A 17,828-nucleotide genomic window follows, 5' to 3' on the forward strand; every position below is an offset into this window, starting at 1 on the left:
CATTGTGATAGAGTGAATAAACCGCATTTTTATAATATCGAGAGTAGTGTTGGACCACACCGTCAACTTAACCTTAAACAACACCTTAGTTATTAAATAATCCCCCTATATGGAGGATTATTTACGGTATCACCAGTCACTATGTTTATCGCCTGTGATTCAAGCTTAAAAAATCGCTTAAAATAGATCGACTATTGACCAGTAAAATTATTGATAAAAGTACTTAATAAAATTTCCGACGTAGTGCTAAAGGTAAAAGTAATAACGCAATATACCCCAAACTACCGCCACCAGAATCCCCATCTGTTACATTAATGACAAGTATCGCATTACTGCTTAGCCCCATTGAATCCGTCGCTGTCACCAAAGCGGTCATCTTACCGCTTGTAGTAGTACTTCCCGTTACATTGCCTTCCGGACTGATACTAATCCCAACAGGTAACCCTTCAGCAGTGAAACTCATAATATGGCCATCAGCATCGGTAAATGAACTCGCAACATCTAGAATAACTGCTTCAGCAGTCTTGATAGAAAGAGGACTCAAGCTGATGGACTTAGGTGCCGAATTGACTTGAACTATGGCAGACAAAGATGCCTTAGCCCCAAGACTATCTGTCACTGTCGCCAGCACCTTGTGTTCGCCGGCAGCGATCAATTTCCCATAAACCAAACCATAGGGATTAACCTCAAGCTCGGAGCCATCATCTTTAGCAAAAGTGAAGCTCTGCCCTTCAGGATCGGTAACTGAACCAGCGAGATCCAAAACAATATTTTCGCCAGGATTAACCCAGTACTTATCGATGGTCCCTATAAGAGGCGCAGTGTTAGCATAGAAAGGCACTAATATTGTCAATGTCATATCTCTGCTGTCAGTCACCAAGATATTTAAATCACCTGAGTCACTACTTTTGGTTTCAAGGGTAAGCAGACCCGTCTCACTCAACATTGCATCAGCGGGAAGACTAGTAGGGCTATAAGTAAGTACATCATCACTATCAGCGTCAAAAACAAAATCGGCGATATTCAGCTCAACCTTTTCTCCCTCGTTTGCCAATACAGGCATTATAGCGGCCTTCAATACTGGACTTGAGGAGAAGTCGGCAATCATAAATCCAACGGCTGAGTCGCCCGCTTGTGCACCAAAAATAGCTTTCTGCTTCAAGCCATCGGCATAAAATACGTTATAGTTCTGAAAATATGATATTCCATAATCGCTGGCTGGAGTAGTTGCAAGTAACTTCCAACTACCGCTCTCTCTGTCCACCGCATATGTATAAAGAGCATAATAATCGGTACTTACCACATAGTCCTGTGAGACAAACACCAAATTATGGTTATTAATGCCTGAAATAAAAGAAACCGACATAAATGACAAGCTAAAATCAGTATTAACCTTATAACTGCTTATCGCGTCACGACTAACGAAATAGATGTTGCCCTCATTTGCCAATACCGATGACTCAGTAGGAACTGAACCAGAAAGGTCAATGACTTCTTCTACATCAACATCCTTATTAGCGAGGTCTAAATCGATCCAGTAAAGTTTCGATGCACTTCTGTCCCACACATACGGCTTGCCACCAACAAAGCCTACCTGACGATAATAGCTATTCCCTAAAAGAGAGGTATCAAGTACATCAATCAAGGTAGCATTGTTATCCGCATCAATACTAACGAAGATATAATTGTTATCTTCGTTACTGAATATTGCTAAATTATTAGCTTTGTTAAATACGGCATTATCTGTGTAATATAATGGATTACCTGATGATATAAGAGACTTAAGTCCACCTGAAACAGTTCCATCGACAGCCACTTTCAATGCTATATACTTATTATTTTCCCAATAGTTGTTATCGGAAAAGTTACGTCCCGCGATGAATATCTCATCACCATGAACAGATAGGCTCTGAATATCAGGCGTAACATTCTGCCCAATACCAAACTGGGTCCAATTTGCAGAAAATAACGATGTCTTTGCCGCTGGATCAGCACTAATCGACGTAATACCATCTGCATCTATGACAACTATAATCCCCAACGACTCAATAAACACATTACGGCTATAGCCATTGGCCAAGTGAGGTAAATTTTGCTGGCCATCTTTTATGCTACTTACTTTGCTGTAATCATAAAAATTATCAGCAGATGCATAGAGCTCAACTTTCTCATTGTTTAGTCTCCAGCCAAGTTTATCTCCTCGACTAAGAGAACTAAGTAACACATTTGTTGCCACCGTTTTATCCAACGTAAAAGAGGGTGATACACCATCGTTGAAGTTATAAAGCTTGCCTGTATTACTAGTTCTTTGAACTAACAATTTACTACCAACCAGAGAAAGTGATGCTGAAGAAATATATGAATTTGTATTGAAAGCAATGTATGAATTAGCATTATACTTGAGTGTCAATGTCTCTCCTGCCACATCTAGACGATATACCGTAATTTCATTATTGTCTGAAGTAAATATATTACCTGTAGACTGGTCATACAATATATTTGAAATTGATTGATAACTGCTATTCCGTGAGACTCGAGAAATTTCCGCAACGGTATTGTCAATAGGATTTAATTGATAAGCAACGAGAGGATCTGTCGAATTGTAATCTCGGCCTTCACCAGATAGTAATAAAATATTATTACTATCATCAAATTCAATATCATCTATCTGTGATGGAATATTATCGCTATCACCTAGTAATTTTACTGCAACAAGTTCGCCAGTGGCAGCGTCTCGTTTTGTTATCGAAACATACCGTTCATATTGGTTTCTGATAAATAGATAATTACCACTTTCTGATATTTCAATAACATCATTATTTGTAATAGTTTGTCCATTTAGCGCACTATAGCTGAACTGCTCAACCCAATATTTTGTATCGACATCGAACTTCATTACAGTCAATTGATAAGATGAGTCAATTATAGATATTACATACAAAAACTTGCCATCCGGGCTCAACGTAATATTAATACCGTAGTAATTATCATCAGTAACCAGAGCTTGCTTACCATAATAACTAATAGTGTTATCACTATTTGCCAAGAAGTTATGAATATATTTTGATTCTGTTCCAACCGCAATCCTGCCAGCAGAATAAACTTTATTGATATTATGAATACGGCCTTCTTCAACCAAACCAATATTAGAAACAGATATGCTATGCTGCATTTTATCTTTAATAACATTTGTTTGCGCTTCGTCAAAGACAACGCCATAAGATTTTATTGATACAAGAAGACCGAACATTGCCAGCCAAGCACTAGATTTAGTTTTAAACATTTATAACATCCATTTATTTTTAATAACTACCAGCAATGCTGCCACTGGCATTGCTTAGAGACAAAATCATTACCGACTTTTCAACTATAAATACAAGCCGACACAATGTTCGTCATAATTAATACGTTTGTCTAAATAAAAGACTCAGCATTATGCAATAATGTAGAGGAAAAATACAGATACAGAAACAAGAATGCAACATAAATAACTGCGGTTCATTAACTTATGAGTTTATTGGTAAACGACTCATTCATTAACCTCTAGCTGTTGGTTATATTTACATAACCTTTGTATATATCTAAAACCTATAAAGCCAATGAACAGAATAGCTAACAATCATCAACGGCTTTTTAAAATGTAAAGTGGCTAAAGCGCAATACAGCATTTCAGAATGCACTGACAAAAAATACCAGCATCTTAAGAAGCTGACTGTTTAACCCAAATTAGGGTTAAGGGGTGGGATAAATAAGCTAAAATCAGAATATTTGACCAATTTCATATCAAAATTGCTATTTGTTTTGCTAACAAGGCATCTCCAAATATTAATAACTGTATTAATAGCGGATCGATGACAAGTCAATACAACGAAGTTAGCAGCACAAAGGGCTGTGTGATAATCGTTTATTCTCCCAATCTGGGGTTATCTGATCACAGCCGCTATTAATTGCCCTCAAAGCCAGCTAACCAAGTTTTGAGTAATTGGTTGAGCTCGGGCAGTTCAGAATCTGAAAGGTTTGCCACCAACTGATGTTGAATGCGGACATGTGCCTCAATCGCTTCATCTATAGTGGCAAGTCCTTTTTCAGTCAAAGCTACGGATACGCTACGCCTGTCTTCAGTGCTGTGTACACGTGCAATTAAATCTTTAGATTCTAGTTTATCTAAGCGATTTGTCATCGCGCCAGAGGTTAACATCATAGATGACAAAAGCACTGAAGGGGTTAAGGTATAAGGCAGGCCTGCACGTCGTAATGTAGCCAGTACATCAAATTCCCCCATGGTCAGGCCAAACAATTTATGACAAGTGGATATTTCAGCTTCAATGTGTTTTTGTAAACGCAAAAAACGCCCAAGTATTGCCATTGGTGCAGTATCTAAATGCGGCTTCTGTTCACCCCACTGCGCCACAACTCTATCGATATCCTCCATTTAACACCCTTAATCTTAACGATTGAATCATTTACAAAATACTTAACATAAAGATACTTCATAAAAAGATACTTTACAAAGATAACTTAGCAGTCCAGAATTGACACTTATCTTTATATGAAGATATTTAATGCTAAGGTAGTTTATGAATATTTTACTCGCCATGATCCCAGCCTTTTTTTGGGGTACCACTTATGCGATGACCCAGCTCACTTTACCTGACTGGCCAGCGTTATTGCTCGGTGCTCTGCGTGCATTGCCTGCTGGACTCATTTTATTGGCAATCAAACCGACTAAGCCCCAACAAGCCGACTGGTCTATTTTAATAAAACTCGGTGCGATTAATATTGCGGTGTTTTTCAGTTTGATATTTATTATGGCACTAACACTTCCGTCGGCCATCTCTGGTATAGGGATGATTTCAGTGCCCGTTTTCGCGATGCTATTTCATTGGGTAAGCAGTAAAAAACGCCCTAATCTGCCGCAAGCCTTTTGTGGCGCGATCTTAATTGCTCTAGCGTGGATGCTATTTGACCCCAGCACTATTAGTTTAAATCCTATTGGGTTAATGGCGATGCTGGCGGCTATTAGCTGTATTATTATCGGCAGCACGATCACTAAAGCACTGGGATCACGCATTCATTGGTGGACCATACTCACCTGGCAGCTCATTATCGGCGGAGCATTATTATTGGTTGCCGCAGGCATTCAGGCACTATTTTCACCTGAACAATACCTCAATGTGGTCAAGCAATTTAGTCTGACTAATGGCTTCGGCATAAGCTGGATAATATTACTCAACACTGTACTCGGTTACAGTATGTATGTGTGGTTATTGCAACGTATGTCGGTTGTCGACTTCACTTTTGGCGGCATAGCCAACCCAATAGCAGGTATTGCCTGTGGTTTTGTATTAATGGGTGAATCATACACACCACATCAATATTTATTGATGTGTGGCATGATTTTAGCCTCTATTGCGCCAACCTTGATTCAGTTGCTACGCCAAAAAATTACCGCATCAAATGCAAGTAAACAATTGATTATTGAGCAGAGTAATAGCGAATTAAATCATCTGAGTGAAACAAAAATGCCCAAAAGCTAGTGTAAAAAAGCAAATCAATACGTGGCTTAGACAGTGGCTTCTGGGAGCAGCTATTAAAGGATACAAACGCTACATTAGTGGATGTATCCTCAATAGCCGATAACGAGTACTTTACTAAATAACAGGGACTTTATAAGGCATATCACCTAAGTAGTCTTTCTTACCCACTTCAACACCGTTGTGGCGCAATATTGAGTAGGCCGTAGTGACATGAAAATAGAGATTAGGAATGGCATGTTCAATAGCAAATTCATAGCCTGTTAGATATTTACCTGCCCAGCGAGGTTGTGACACATGGATAGTGGCAGCGTGAGCGAAGTCGGCTTCGCTAAAACCATTAATATACTCAATGACTGAAGCAATGCGTTGACGCAACTCTTCAAGTGTCGTTTCAGTATCATCATGCTTAGGCATAGTCTCTAAATTACCGGTTAATCTGGCAACACCAACTTTAGCCGTGTCACAGGCTATCTGAATCTGGCGAGTAAGATTAAATTGATCTGCCGCTAAGCGAGAGTTAAGCAATACTGCCATATCGACCTTTTTAAAGGCGGCAAATACCTCGGCCTTATCAAGAATATTATTTAAGTTATTCAGCATTTTGCTGAATTGCACTACAGTCAAATCGTACAGCATGGCAAAGTCCTCAATTGAGAGCTGCAAACTTAGCAGCGCTTAGATAATTAGTGATAACCGATAAGATTACAACCCAGTCGAAGATATTTAGGCCTCATTAGCCTCATTTAACGCTGACCAGAGACTTTTATGAGCAAAACTCCAACGATACAAACTCAATAAAATATTTAGCAAATCATCACGGCCATCATATTGTTGATATTGATCAGGTCATATTTTATCAAGATGTCACTTACTGGCCTCAAATATGACAGTAAAGAGGCTGATATAATTGATATCTCGATCGATTTATACACTACCTTTTGCGCAATTAAAGCAAGGCTCTTAACTGATTAAGTGCATCAACAGAGAAGCCTTGGTCATAAAAGTAAATCACTTTACCTTGGCCATCTAATAGCACCACTCGCGCATTGTTTGGTTTTTCATTACCAGTAAATGCTTGTACTTTTTCACCATCTTTATAGACAGTAACAACACCTTTCCAAAGTGGCTTAGGGATGCCTGCACGCATACCACTGTCTATAAAGGTGCTGAACATTCTAGGAAACAACCCCTGTATGGTTGGCACTTCAAATACCGATACTTGCGTTTCGGTCATGTCTAAGCCAATTAACCAGCGATCAATATCAAACTGTGAATCTTGTTTATAACCGATCAGTAATAGCACAGTTTCACCTTTTAAATCATCAGGCAAGGCCATAGATTGCCCTTCAAGATTTTGGCCTGACACCGATGGAAAAGTTTGCCCAGTAATGGCCTGATTTGGATAACTCGTGCTGCAAGCGCTGAGCAGTAATAAGCCTGCAATAATCATTAAATAACGCATTTTAAGTCCTTTTGGATAAGTATTAGATCCTGTTATACGTAACAATCTAAAAAAAGATTAGTGCTTTTACACACAATCATTTGGGCTAAAAAGTTAATAGATAACTCAGTGCTAGCTATTTTCTATAGCCCATTCTTCTATCGCTTCTTTTGCAGCCCGAAAGGCTTCAATTCCCGCTGGCATGCCGCAATAGACTGTTGAATGCAGTAATACCTCCTGAATTTCAGCAATGGAACACCCATTACGTAATGCCCCTCTAACATGACCTTTTAATTCAGTTGGAGCTTTTAAAGCCGCCAGTGTGGCAATAGTGATAAGACTGCGAGTTTGCTTAGAAATAGCATCACGAACCCAGACTTCTCCCCAACAATTTGCGGTCACTAAGTCTTGCAGTGGCTTGGTAAAATCAGTGACATTGCTGAGCGCTTTATCGACATAAGCATCCCCCATCACCTTGCGACGTACCTCAAGTCCTTTTTGGTATTGCTCATCATTCATCAGTAGCCCCCTCTATTGTTGCGTTGGTCAATTCATTAAAAATAATCCCGTCTATATACACGTTAAACTTAATCTTAAATAACACCACGTTTTTGTTGTAGCAAGTTGATACATTGCCCAAGTCGATATCAATTCATTTTTCCCTGAGTAGGTAAACATATCGACTATGTTTTATCGACCGATCAGAAAGCCCAATCAAATAACTGGCTAAAACACTGTGATTGTAGGTATTATGTTACTGATTTAAAAGCATGATTCTAAAGTATGATTTTTTAATAACTGAATGACCATCAAGGAAAGAATCGCCATGGAAAGAGGCACGATCGTTCGTTGGAATACCGAAAAAGGCTTTGGTTTTATCAAGCCAGAAACCGGTGATAATCAAGATGTCTTTATTCACATTTCAACCTTAAAACACATGGCCAGAAAGCCCATTGTTGGCGATGAGATCCTATTTCATCGTGAGAACCAGCCCGACGGTAAAGTCAAAGCCGTAAAAGCCAGTATAGAAGGCGTCGCAGTGGTGTCCAACAGCATTCGTCCAGCGTCTCACACCAGTCAACATCATCGAAAAAGCCCATCTCATCATGACGACAACTACCGCTCAAGCCCAGTAATTGGCCGCGTAATCATGCTTATTATCCTGCTTGGGGTTGGTATTTTCGGTTATAAACAATATCAAAAAATGACCGCTACGCCAGTGCTGACCAATGAAGATGTTGAGCAGATGCAGTGGACACCAACCGTATCAAAACCAAGCTCAATCAATCTACAACCACAATTCAGATGCGAAGCTGGTAAAACCCACTGCAGCCAAATGCGCTCATGTGCTGAAGCGACATTTTATATCAACAACTGTCTGGGTACGGAAATGGATGGTGATAATGACGGAATCCCCTGTGAAAGGCAGTTCTGTAATTAAACATGAGGTGATGCAGTCATAGAAAGCAGGTTCTGGCTAACCGCCACTTGTTCTAGGTTCTAGGTAAGAGTCTTTAGATTTGAGGTCTAAAGTCTAAGGCTTGAGATTCTAGCTAGCCTTTAGCTATGAAGAACAGCTGACTATCGCTGTTTTGTTGCCTGCTTGCGATACTGGCTTGGGGTAATGTTTTTGCAGCGCTTAAAGCTGTGGCTAAAATTAGCCCCATCACTAAAACCAAGTCGCTCAGCAATTTCATCAAGTTGCATCGGCTTTAGCAGCAGTTCCTCAGCGATGCCAAAACGCACATCATCACGTACTTGGCGCCAACTGGTTTGTTCTAGTTTGAGTTGACGATGTAAAGTGCGAGTCGTACGGGCTAAATGCTGGGCGATGTCTTCCATTGATGCTGTTAAGCCTAAGTGCACTAAGGTGTCTTTAACCAACTTGGCGACAGGTTTCCAGTTTTGTTTTTGTTGCAGTAATTGGCTGCATTGCGCTTCACATAATCTGGCGGTAGCTTCATTGGCTTTTACCAAGGGCAAATCCAATAGCGGGGCTAGTCCAGAAAAGCCATTATAACTGGCATTAAATTGGATCTCAGCTCCGAGTTTTTGCTTTATACCTTCTAAGCACAAGCCTACTGGCTGAGGCGACATAAACTGCAATTTTATCGGTAAGCCGTTACGTTCAAATACTTCTCGTTGGATCATCGCCGCACCCAACATGTCTCTTACTAATACGAGCTCACCTAACTTACCTGCAATGTCGCACGAGAACCTTAAGGATAAATCGTCGTTAAGCTCAGTTAATGTTATCTGAGAAAAAACATAGGTTAAATCTAGATACCGCAAGCCAAATTCAATCGCCTTTCTCGCAGTACTGCTGGCCAACAGGGCATACCCCATAATGCCATAACTGGTCAGGTGATAACGGCAGCCTAATTCCATTCCTACTTTAACTGGGCATTCAGTAGTAAGCATTAGGTTATTTAACACCTGTAACTCTTGCTTATCTTCAATCAGCCGCTCATGGTCAGCTAATTGAGCACTGGTTAAACCCGACCCTTGCAGTAAAACATTCTCATCAATACCCAGCTCAATGCCATGGGCAACGATAATCTGCACACTGGTAATACTGCGAAATGTCATAATTGATGGCCGTAATGTCTTAAAATCACAAATATACGTCTATTTAGACGCTAGATCAATCAAGCCCAATTTCCTATGCTGGACAGATAACATCATTGGTTAACAATCTTTGAATGATCGTATAGCGAAATAGCCATTCAAAGTCATAATTAAAAATAACAATCATTGAGGTCCGCATGACCCAAGTTAAACGAAACCCTGCGGTGGTGATCATTGGTGCAGGTATGACGGGCATTTTAATGGCCATCAAACTGCGTCAAGCTGGTATTACTGACATTGTAGTACTGGAGAAAAAAGGCTCTGTGGGCGGAACGTGGCGCGAAAATACCTATCCAGGTGCGGCCTGTGATGTACCCGCTCACATGTATACCTATTCATTTGAACCCAATCCAAATTGGAGCCGATTTTTCGCCCATGGACCAGAGATTAAACAATATTTTGAGCAGGTGGCAGATAAGTATGAGGTTAAACGAGACATACGCTTTAACGAAGCGGTTACCGATGCACACTATGCCAATGGCAAATGGACAGTAAAAACCAGCCAACAACAAACCTATATCGCCGATTTTATTGTTTGCGCCACGGGCATTTTGCACCATCCGCAATTTCCAGACATTCCTGGATTAGCTGATTTTAAAGGCACCACATTTCATACCGCCCAATGGAACCACGACGTCGATATATCAGCCTCAACTCGGGTTGGGGTAATCGGTACTGGGTCAACGGCGGCACAAGCCATTCCTGAATTGATTAATACTGGTGCTAAGGTCTCGGTTTTTCAGCGCACACCACAATGGTTAATGCACTTACCCGATTTTACCTTTTCAAAAACCAGCCGCAAACTGATGGCTCGCTTTCCCATCATTACCAAAATCCACCGAAATACTGGTAAGTTTTTTCTAGAACATTTTTTTACCAAAGCGGTAACTGGACACTTTATCCAAAAACATGTGTTAAATTTTTTGTGTAAAGCCAACTTAAGATTAAGCATTAAAGACCAAACTTTACGCGAAAAGCTGCGACCTCATTATCAAGTAGGCTGCAAACGGGTCATTATCAACACCACTTTTTATAAAGCCATTCAAAAACCCAATGCTGAGTTAATAACAGAGGCCATTGAACGCATAACTGCAACAGGCATTATCACTAAAGACGGTACACACCATGACCTCGATGTATTGGTGCTGTCGACAGGGTTTAATGCATTTAATTTTATGCGCCCAATGAATCTAATTGGCCGCAACAATTTGCACATTGATAAGGCGTGGGCTCATAAAATTAAAGCATATCGGTCAATGTTACTCAGCGACTACCCTAACTTCTTTTTAATGCTCGGCCCCAACACACCTATTGGTAACTTTTCGGTTATCGCCATGAGCGAGGTTCAAACTGACTACGTGATTAAATTGATCGATAAATGGCGTGAGCATCAATTTGATGAGTTTGAAGCCAAACAACAAGCCATTGACGATTTTAATGCCTACGTAAAAGAAGGGTTAAAGGGCACTAGCTGGGTTGGAGGATGCCAAAGCTGGTATTTAGATGCCGATGGTGACCCTATTTTATGGCCCTACACTTGGCAGCGCTGGGTTGATGAAATGAAACAGCCGCAGATGGAACACCTTAATACCCGGTCATTCTAATTGGCTTAGCCACCTTTTCACTTGTACTGATTCACTCGTACTAAAAGCAACCAGGTTTTATCATGAATAACAACACGATATTTATTACCGGCGCGGCTTCTGGAATTGGCTTAGCCGCTGCTCGGCACTTTCATAAAAAAGGCTATTGGGTCGGTATGGCCGACATCAATTTAGCGCAATTAACACAAGCCACCGAAATATGGGATAGAACTCGAATACGCTTGTTTCAGCTGGATGTCACTGATGTTTCACAAGTACAACACGCTATGGCTAAATTTTGTGCGGAACATAATCATTGCTTGGCGGTATTACTTAACAATGCCGGCATATTGGAAATTGGTCCATTTGAAGACATCTCTATAGAACATCATCAGCGTACATTAAGTGTCAATGTCATCGGGGTCATGAATCTGTGTCATGCTGCATGGCCATATCTAAAAAATACTGGCACGAGTACTATTATCAATATGTCATCAGCCAGTAGCGATTATGGCGTACCAGAATTAGCCAGCTATTCGGCGAGTAAGTTTGCCGTAAAAGCGCTTACCGAGGCGCTGGAACTTGAGTGGCAAAAGTACGGCATAAGAGTATGTGATGTCATGCCGCCTTTTGTGGCAACCAATATGCTTAAGGCACAGAAACACACCGCCAAAGTCATGCAACGACTCGGTGTGAACATTACTGCTGAACACGAAGTCGCTGTGATTGATAAACAAGTGAAACACCCTAAAACCCATAGAACGGTCAGTGTTTTTTATGGCTTATTGCATCGATTAAGTAACGTATCACCTACGTTTATCAATCGCTTGGTGATGAAGTGGTTAAGTCGATAAACATGTGGTTCTAATCAGTTCACAATAATAAAAAGGCCATAGAAATGGATAACCTTAATCAACCAACATCATCACTAAACGAACCGCTACAAGGCAAACCACTGCAAGCATCCCAGCTTGAAGCTAAACAATTAATGGTCGCCAAGTGGTTATCATTAGCGCCGTTATACAAGTTGCCAGTAACATTATTCAGGTATGTATTTCTAGCGATGGACCGAGTACTTGGGCTGACTAAAATTGAAATGGATAAGATTGTCGAGTTAGTCATTCCAGTGAGCACGAATCATCGCGGCGATACCACAGACACAGCTGATAACCTGCACATCAATAACACCATCAAGCTACGCATTTACTGTCCTAGCGCTAACAAGCCTCAAAAAACCTTAGTGTACTTTCATGGTGGCGGCGGCGTTATTGGCAGTATTAACACCCACGATCACTTTTGCCGCTATCTGGCTAAACACGGCAAGATGAACATCATCTCAGTTGGTTATCGACTGGCCCCAGAACATAAATTCCCAATCCCGATTTGTGATGCCATCGAGGCGTGGAACTATATCAATGACAATCATCAACAACTGAATATCAATTCACAATATATCGGTGTGGGTGGTGATAGCGCAGGCGGATATCTGGCTTGTATTATCGGCTTAAATTCATTGCAAACGTCACTACCAGTACAGGCAAAAGTAACTCCTGCATTTCAGTTTTTGATCTACCCAATGGTCGACTTGCAAGGTTTGACCGAGTCTTATCGCCGTTTCAATAAGCAGTTAATACTCACCCGCGATTTAATGGATTATTTCAGGCTGCATTATTTGAATTCTCTCGACGAAGTCACACTGCCATTAGTGAGCCCACTACAGGCAAAAGACATCAGCGAATCGCCAAAAAGCTACATATTAACCCTAGGTTACGATCCATTAAGAGACGATGGCATTGCATATGCCCAGCGCCTAAAAGCAGCAGGCATCAATACACAACACCAGCATTATGACGATTGCATGCATGGCTTTATTTCAATCACAAAACTCAGTGCGCGCGCTAAACAAGCGACTCATGATATCGCGATGGCCTTAAACAGCTTTAATGATTGAACGTTACAGGTAACAGATAGCTGAACCGCCTCTAGAAGCCACCAACAGATGATAAAGTTTACTCAGACGCCATGTATTACAGGCTAACAAGCCAACTTATGCTAAAATGCGCCGATCAGCTTTATGAATGTGCATCTCATTTATTTGACTGAGCGTAGTGAAGCCTACCGTGATTAACTAATGAGGATACACCAATGAGTAAGTTAAATGCCGAAGAGCGCAAAGCTCGAGATAACGATCGTTTTTCAAAACGAGTGGATGAACGCAGAGTAAAAGGCGAAGATGTCGTTGCGTATGCACTTGCCAATGAAAAAGCGTTTAAGTTTCTAACCAAAGATGAGAAACACAGCCTTAAACAAAGACAAGCGGCACTAGTAGAAGAAGTCAGCATTAAAAAACAGCAACAAACTGAGCTTAAAAACCAGCAAGAATTAGACAAGGTTCAAGCAGAATTTACTGATACCGCACAGTAATTCCTCATCAACAGCCATTGTTACTGATGATGGCTGGCCATATTCAAATACCTATTTTTATACACTTAAGCCAATATAAATAGGTACTTGAAACTGGTGAAGTTTGCTAGCGAACAGCCTTATAACCATAAAACACTACAGCACTTAATCCGCAACTCACTTCAATAAGCATTTTACATAAAACAAATCTTGTTAACTAAACAACAATCTGCTTATCTTGAACCCGTTTAAAAAATATCCCCTTCTTTATCCATTCCAAATCATTGTTAAAAAGCTTAATCTGTCCACTTATTAACTCTGACCGACAGCTCTCGTTGTTTGCTTTATTATAGTTTTACTATAGATAAATAAGGATTTTGTAGATGAAATGGATGTTATTTAAGCTTTGTATCGCACTACTCGCGTGTGGATTATCTACAGATGTTTTCGCAAGCGTTAAGACATTGGTTTGTAACGATTGCTCAGAATTATCTATGAGTCAAACCGCCCTAAAAGGGGCTGTAGAGTTTACGCTGCCTTACATCATAGTGGTTGATATTAAAAATAAGGCCGCTCAAAAATATCGAGTTGAACAAAATCGCCATGCAACACCTATTGTTCATCCCATCGACATGTCGACGATTGAACAACGCGAAGTGAATTCACTTTATTCATATACAGATGAATTAGTCAGTATCATCAAAAAAGCTGAACGGAAAAATCAATTACAACTGGCTAGGATTCAGTCCACCTCAATCGCTAAAACAACTACAGCTGATGCTGAAAAGCACCTTGTTTATGCTGGTCATATTGACGGCAATGGCAGTATTTATGACTTCCTGCGGACAAGTTATTTGCGTAATGATCTTTATGATGTTTATTTCAAAGAGTATATTCCAGCATTAAAATCAGCAAGTTCCATGGCATTAAAGGCAATACAAATCCCTAGTATGAATGATTTGGGAGTGTTCTTAACGATTGATTTCAATTCAACTGAGGAACTTAATCAGCCACAGAATAGCTTCTTGAATGTATCGCTTAATATTGTCACCAGTTCGTTTGTGATTCACGAGGGCCGAGATGGTTTTAACAACTCAATACCCATGACGAGCAAATCTGCGACAGGTGTTTTTCATTTTGCTGATATGGATGAAAAAGATAAGTTTGAAGCGTACATCCGAACACTTGCTAGCGGTGATTGCGCCTTTGTTATGTCTGAAAAGCAGCTTGATGATAAATACATTTATCAGTATATCTGTCACTAAAATATCTATTTAGCATCAAGGTTATGCTCAAAAATTACCGGGCAAAAACCACAGGGCTCTCGTCCATCAAATAGCAATATCATGGCATAAAAATCTGCATTCCGGCTCACTAGCAATAGCGAATGACCGCTAAAAACCTTAGCTACTCAATCTCACGTTTCGTACACACAAACAAGGCGTTGCCTGAAGCTAAATCCCACGGGATAATTTTGTCGTAATCGTGTTCAAAAATTTGCACCTCGAAATACGGGCTTAACAAGGCTTCGAGTTCAGTAAAACTGGTGGCGACCATCGCATGGGAATCTTGCCATTGCTGAGTCTTATCAGCATCAGTTTTGGCAATGCTGACATTAAGAGACTGCATTTCACCCTCCCCCTGATAATGCCAGCCAGATTCAAACACAAACTGGCTGCCCGCAAACTCGGCGCTGTGGCGCACTGACGCCTTGTTATTGATTTTATGTTTATCAACTGTGTTGAAACAAAACAGGCCACCAGTATTTAATGCTTTATGTACACTCGCAATGCAGGCTTTAAGCGCCTCGGTACCTGGTGAGTAATGAATGGAATACAAAAAACAGGTAATCAAATCGAGTTTTTGGTCAACATAAAACTCAGTCATATTTTGCAAACTAAACTGCGCTTCAGGACAACGACGCATCGCAATATCGAGCATAGGTTGATTGATATCCAGACCACTGCTTTGAAACCCTAAATCGATGAAATGCCTCACGTGCGGCCCAGTGCCACAGGCTAAATCTAAATGTTGTTTACCGCTGTTACCCAAAAACTGATGCAAGCGCACTATGCTATTGCTTTGCTGCTGATAGTTAATGTCACAGCACATTAAATCGTAATAACCGGACAAATCGGTATAAAGGGCATTGGTAGACATATAAAGGGATCGGCGACATAGGCAAATTTAGGGTGGCGCATCATATATCAAATCGCACGATTGAGAAATAAGGAATCGCTGAACCTAGAAGCAAGCTTATACACAGTCACTTTGTTCGACTGGATTAAATACATCCTTTGTAAGGATAGTTTAACAACACCTAGGTTGTTAAAATGTTTAATTTTATACGGAAGTTTTGAATTATATGGAGATAGATGATCATAAATAAAAGTGTACACCTTAAACAGTTTGATAATGACGAGCTTCTTTTTGATGAAAATGAAACCGTCATTATTCTAAAGTTTATATTTATGAATCAACATGAATTGATCGATGAATTGATTATTACCGATGCTGTGCGTGGTTTTGCTCAAGGATTGTTACTGGAAGCTGTAGACTCCTCATATGCAATGGGGTTTCTTGATGCTTTATTTGGGTCATTGATGAATCCTACCGCTGGAGTTAAAAAAGTGATTGTTAAGTTTGGAAGAAAGTCACTCAAACATTGGTTTAGCCATGCATCAACTAACGACTTAATGCGTATTCAAATTTACGACATAGTACGTAATCAGCTATCAATTAGTTTTTTGAGCGTATTAAAAATGCATGCTAACGGCGTCGCGAAGACGGATACTCCCCACTTTGGAATACTGGCTCTTCATGGTAATAATAAGATTGTATGGGGTTAAAAATGAAGGCTAAAACTTTATTCATTGGTATTGTGACACTTACTGTAGTTTATGCCATTGGTGCTAGTTACACATTATCGAACAGGAAGATTGAAGATGTCATTCTATGCGGTGCCGGTGAAGATGGTCTGTATATTCCTCATGCAGTTTGTCATACTTTTTTAATGAATTTTAGACTAATGAATTCTGACATCAAAGAGTTAGAATCGAGAGGAGGCATCGCAACCCTATTTGGGATTAGGAATGAAGATAAAAAGTACCTCTACTTAGACAGTTTTATTGAAAATGGGGCTTCGGTGAACGCACCGAGTACGATTAGTCGTCTACCACCACTTCATGCAGCGTTATTGCTTAATGATAGTAAACTAGTCAATTTTTTGATCCTTCGCGGCGCAGACCCTAAACAAAAAAATACCCAGTTCGACATGAATGCATATGACTTTGTTATTAATTTACAAGCGAAGAAACCTTCGATAGATCGAAGTGACATTTTGAAAGCTCTCTCTCACTAAAGCAACAACTTATAACCAGTGCACATACGAGTGAGGTCGGAATCAAATTTAAAAAATGACTATAAATACGATGAACTTAGTACACTCTACCAATACCCAAAAGCCTCGATACCATTAAATATCAAAACTTTTTCATATTTAAATTTCAGTTTATTAATCCTAAATCAGCTTAGTCGTTCAAGCTAGTCATATATATAACGCAGGATAAATCATGTTAGGACAAGGTAATTTTCTACGACGTTTAGCTTGATAAAAAGAGCGCTAAAGCAATAGAGTTATCACCGATGCAGGCTAGATAAAAAGTAGACTCATCCCCACTTAATCTCTCAATTAATCACTGATAACTATTACGCTAAATGACTAACGTACCCACAGCATGAGCTCATTCGCACCTATCACCGCAGCTTGTCTTTTAATTAGGACTCCTGCTGAGTCAAAGAGTAATAGCTCATTAGGTCTCGCTCGGTATTTAGCGATGAACGCCTCTCCCTCAGGAGTCGCCTCTCTGGCAAGCAGAAAAAACACGTTATCACCAAGATGAGAGCGAGCTTCATTCATCTGTTCAGTCTGAGTAGTACTCGACACAAGGTTAGGATTATAAACAAAGACTACCGCAGGCTTACCCGTACCGATTTGCTCGTGAGTACCTTTAAAACCCTTGGGCATCAGCATGAGCAAGAGTCCAAGCAGCAAGGCTATGGATGCAATGACACTTATCCCAACCCAAGGTATTTTACGAGCTGCGTGTAAATTATGTTTATCCATAACGATAAGTCCTTCTTTTAAAGTTAAAAATACATCATTAAGTAACAAGTGTACTCAACCAACCTGAGGCCTAGATTAAAAATGGCTGCGATAATCAGCAGATTATTTAA

Annotated in this window: 17 protein-coding genes; 9 read left to right on the forward strand and 8 right to left on the reverse strand. The window is 40.2% G+C overall.

Going from position 1 to position 17,828, the window contains the following annotated elements; all coding sequences use genetic code 11:
* Window positions 1-223: 223 nt before the first annotated feature.
* On the reverse strand, window positions 224-3,283 hold the full coding sequence (locus tag H5123_RS01800) for a putative Ig domain-containing protein (RefSeq protein ID WP_182696825.1): 3,060 nt from the start codon (window positions 3,281-3,283) through the stop codon (window positions 224-226).
* 660 nt (window positions 3,284-3,943) lie between these two features.
* Window positions 3,944-4,432, reverse strand: a complete 489-nt coding sequence (locus H5123_RS01805) for a MarR family winged helix-turn-helix transcriptional regulator (protein ID WP_124015226.1) — start codon at window positions 4,430-4,432, stop codon at window positions 3,944-3,946.
* Window positions 4,433-4,577: 145 nt separating this feature from the next.
* Between H5123_RS01805 and H5123_RS01810 the strand changes: the two genes are divergently transcribed.
* A complete protein-coding gene (locus H5123_RS01810) occupies window positions 4,578-5,537 on the forward strand; it encodes a DMT family transporter (RefSeq protein ID WP_259395567.1) in 960 nt (319 codons plus the stop codon).
* Between the two features lie 114 nt (window positions 5,538-5,651).
* Here H5123_RS01810 and H5123_RS01815 read toward each other — a convergent pair whose 3' ends face one another.
* The 3 genes from H5123_RS01815 to H5123_RS01825 all read right to left on the reverse strand — a co-directional run bounded on the left by H5123_RS01815 (window position 5,652) and on the right by H5123_RS01825 (window position 7,497).
* The gene (locus H5123_RS01815; protein WP_182696826.1) at window positions 5,652-6,173 is read right to left on the reverse strand and encodes a DUF1993 family protein; all 522 of its coding nucleotides are present in this window, start codon (window positions 6,171-6,173) and stop codon (window positions 5,652-5,654) included.
* 310 nt (window positions 6,174-6,483) lie between these two features.
* Window positions 6,484-6,999: a hypothetical protein gene (locus H5123_RS01820; protein WP_182696827.1), complete on the reverse strand. Its 516-nt coding sequence runs from the start codon at window positions 6,997-6,999 to the stop codon at window positions 6,484-6,486.
* Window positions 7,000-7,110: 111 nt separating this feature from the next.
* On the reverse strand, window positions 7,111-7,497 hold the full coding sequence (locus tag H5123_RS01825) for a carboxymuconolactone decarboxylase family protein (protein WP_182696828.1): 387 nt from the start codon (window positions 7,495-7,497) through the stop codon (window positions 7,111-7,113).
* Window positions 7,498-7,804: 307 nt separating this feature from the next.
* Between H5123_RS01825 and H5123_RS01830 the strand changes: the two genes are divergently transcribed.
* Window positions 7,805-8,419: an excalibur calcium-binding domain-containing protein gene (locus tag H5123_RS01830; RefSeq protein WP_182696829.1), complete on the forward strand. Its 615-nt coding sequence runs from the start codon at window positions 7,805-7,807 to the stop codon at window positions 8,417-8,419.
* 140 nt (window positions 8,420-8,559) lie between these two features.
* Here H5123_RS01830 and H5123_RS01835 read toward each other — a convergent pair whose 3' ends face one another.
* Window positions 8,560-9,567: an AraC family transcriptional regulator gene (locus H5123_RS01835; RefSeq protein WP_182696830.1), complete on the reverse strand. Its 1,008-nt coding sequence runs from the start codon at window positions 9,565-9,567 to the stop codon at window positions 8,560-8,562.
* A gap of 176 nt (window positions 9,568-9,743) precedes the next feature.
* Between H5123_RS01835 and H5123_RS01840 the strand changes: the two genes are divergently transcribed.
* The 5 genes from H5123_RS01840 (at window position 9,744) to H5123_RS01860 (ending at window position 14,857) form a co-directional block, all read left to right on the forward strand.
* A complete protein-coding gene (locus tag H5123_RS01840; protein WP_182696831.1) occupies window positions 9,744-11,210 on the forward strand; it encodes an NAD(P)/FAD-dependent oxidoreductase in 1,467 nt (488 codons plus the stop codon).
* 62 nt (window positions 11,211-11,272) lie between these two features.
* Entirely contained in the window at window positions 11,273-12,043 is a 771-nt protein-coding gene (locus tag H5123_RS01845) for an SDR family oxidoreductase (RefSeq protein WP_182696832.1), read from the forward strand.
* A 44-nt stretch (window positions 12,044-12,087) separates the two neighbouring features.
* Window positions 12,088-13,140: an alpha/beta hydrolase gene (locus H5123_RS01850; RefSeq protein WP_182696833.1), complete on the forward strand. Its 1,053-nt coding sequence runs from the start codon at window positions 12,088-12,090 to the stop codon at window positions 13,138-13,140.
* A gap of 194 nt (window positions 13,141-13,334) precedes the next feature.
* Complete coding sequence (locus H5123_RS01855) at window positions 13,335-13,613, forward strand: DNA polymerase III subunit epsilon (protein ID WP_124015235.1); 279 nt, start codon at window positions 13,335-13,337, stop codon at window positions 13,611-13,613.
* Window positions 13,614-13,975: 362 nt separating this feature from the next.
* A complete protein-coding gene (locus tag H5123_RS01860) occupies window positions 13,976-14,857 on the forward strand; it encodes a hypothetical protein (RefSeq protein ID WP_182696834.1) in 882 nt (293 codons plus the stop codon).
* 142 nt (window positions 14,858-14,999) lie between these two features.
* On the opposite strand, the gene H5123_RS01865 is transcribed toward H5123_RS01860, so the two are convergent.
* Window positions 15,000-15,752, reverse strand: coding sequence for a class I SAM-dependent methyltransferase (locus H5123_RS01865; protein WP_182696835.1), 753 nt, complete (start codon window positions 15,750-15,752; stop codon window positions 15,000-15,002).
* 215 nt (window positions 15,753-15,967) lie between these two features.
* On the opposite strand from H5123_RS01865, the gene H5123_RS01870 reads away from it, so the two are divergent.
* Both H5123_RS01870 and H5123_RS01875 read left to right on the forward strand, forming a co-directional pair.
* Window positions 15,968-16,441: a hypothetical protein gene (locus tag H5123_RS01870; RefSeq protein ID WP_182696836.1), complete on the forward strand. Its 474-nt coding sequence runs from the start codon at window positions 15,968-15,970 to the stop codon at window positions 16,439-16,441.
* Window positions 16,442-16,443: 2 nt separating this feature from the next.
* Window positions 16,444-16,953 (forward strand): hypothetical protein, encoded by a 510-nt coding sequence (locus H5123_RS01875; protein WP_182696837.1) that lies wholly within the window; start codon window positions 16,444-16,446, stop codon window positions 16,951-16,953.
* Window positions 16,954-17,313: 360 nt separating this feature from the next.
* Here the strand turns inward: H5123_RS01875 and H5123_RS01880 are convergent, their stop codons facing one another.
* Complete coding sequence (locus tag H5123_RS01880) at window positions 17,314-17,625, reverse strand: hypothetical protein (protein WP_235781721.1); 312 nt, start codon at window positions 17,623-17,625, stop codon at window positions 17,314-17,316.
* Window positions 17,626-17,828: the final 203 nt, after the last annotated feature.

Origin of the sequence: Shewanella sp. SR43-4 (assembly GCF_014163845.1) — a bacterium.
GTDB classification, from domain to species: Bacteria; Pseudomonadota; Gammaproteobacteria; order Enterobacterales; family Shewanellaceae; genus Shewanella; species Shewanella vesiculosa.

Coding starts and splice junctions, on each gene's coding strand:
- H5123_RS01800 (WP_182696825.1), bottom strand. CDS start 3,283: ATGTTTAAAACTAAATCTAGTGCTTGGCTGGCAATGTTCGGTCTTCTT.
- H5123_RS01805 (WP_124015226.1), bottom strand. CDS start 4,432: ATGGAGGATATCGATAGAGTTGTGGCGCAGTGGGGTGAACAGAAGCCG.
- H5123_RS01810 (WP_259395567.1), top strand. CDS start 4,578: ATGAATATTTTACTCGCCATGATCCCAGCCTTTTTTTGGGGTACCACT.
- H5123_RS01815 (WP_182696826.1), bottom strand. CDS start 6,173: ATGCTGTACGATTTGACTGTAGTGCAATTCAGCAAAATGCTGAATAAC.
- H5123_RS01820 (WP_182696827.1), bottom strand. CDS start 6,999: ATGCGTTATTTAATGATTATTGCAGGCTTATTACTGCTCAGCGCTTGC.
- H5123_RS01825 (WP_182696828.1), bottom strand. CDS start 7,497: ATGAATGATGAGCAATACCAAAAAGGACTTGAGGTACGTCGCAAGGTG.
- H5123_RS01830 (WP_182696829.1), top strand. CDS start 7,805: ATGGAAAGAGGCACGATCGTTCGTTGGAATACCGAAAAAGGCTTTGGT.
- H5123_RS01835 (WP_182696830.1), bottom strand. CDS start 9,567: ATGACATTTCGCAGTATTACCAGTGTGCAGATTATCGTTGCCCATGGC.
- H5123_RS01840 (WP_182696831.1), top strand. CDS start 9,744: ATGACCCAAGTTAAACGAAACCCTGCGGTGGTGATCATTGGTGCAGGT.
- H5123_RS01845 (WP_182696832.1), top strand. CDS start 11,273: ATGAATAACAACACGATATTTATTACCGGCGCGGCTTCTGGAATTGGC.
- H5123_RS01850 (WP_182696833.1), top strand. CDS start 12,088: ATGGATAACCTTAATCAACCAACATCATCACTAAACGAACCGCTACAA.
- H5123_RS01855 (WP_124015235.1), top strand. CDS start 13,335: ATGAGTAAGTTAAATGCCGAAGAGCGCAAAGCTCGAGATAACGATCGT.
- H5123_RS01860 (WP_182696834.1), top strand. CDS start 13,976: ATGAAATGGATGTTATTTAAGCTTTGTATCGCACTACTCGCGTGTGGA.
- H5123_RS01865 (WP_182696835.1), bottom strand. CDS start 15,752: ATGTCTACCAATGCCCTTTATACCGATTTGTCCGGTTATTACGATTTA.
- H5123_RS01870 (WP_182696836.1), top strand. CDS start 15,968: ATGATCATAAATAAAAGTGTACACCTTAAACAGTTTGATAATGACGAG.
- H5123_RS01875 (WP_182696837.1), top strand. CDS start 16,444: ATGAAGGCTAAAACTTTATTCATTGGTATTGTGACACTTACTGTAGTT.
- H5123_RS01880 (WP_235781721.1), bottom strand. CDS start 17,625: ATGCTGATGCCCAAGGGTTTTAAAGGTACTCACGAGCAAATCGGTACG.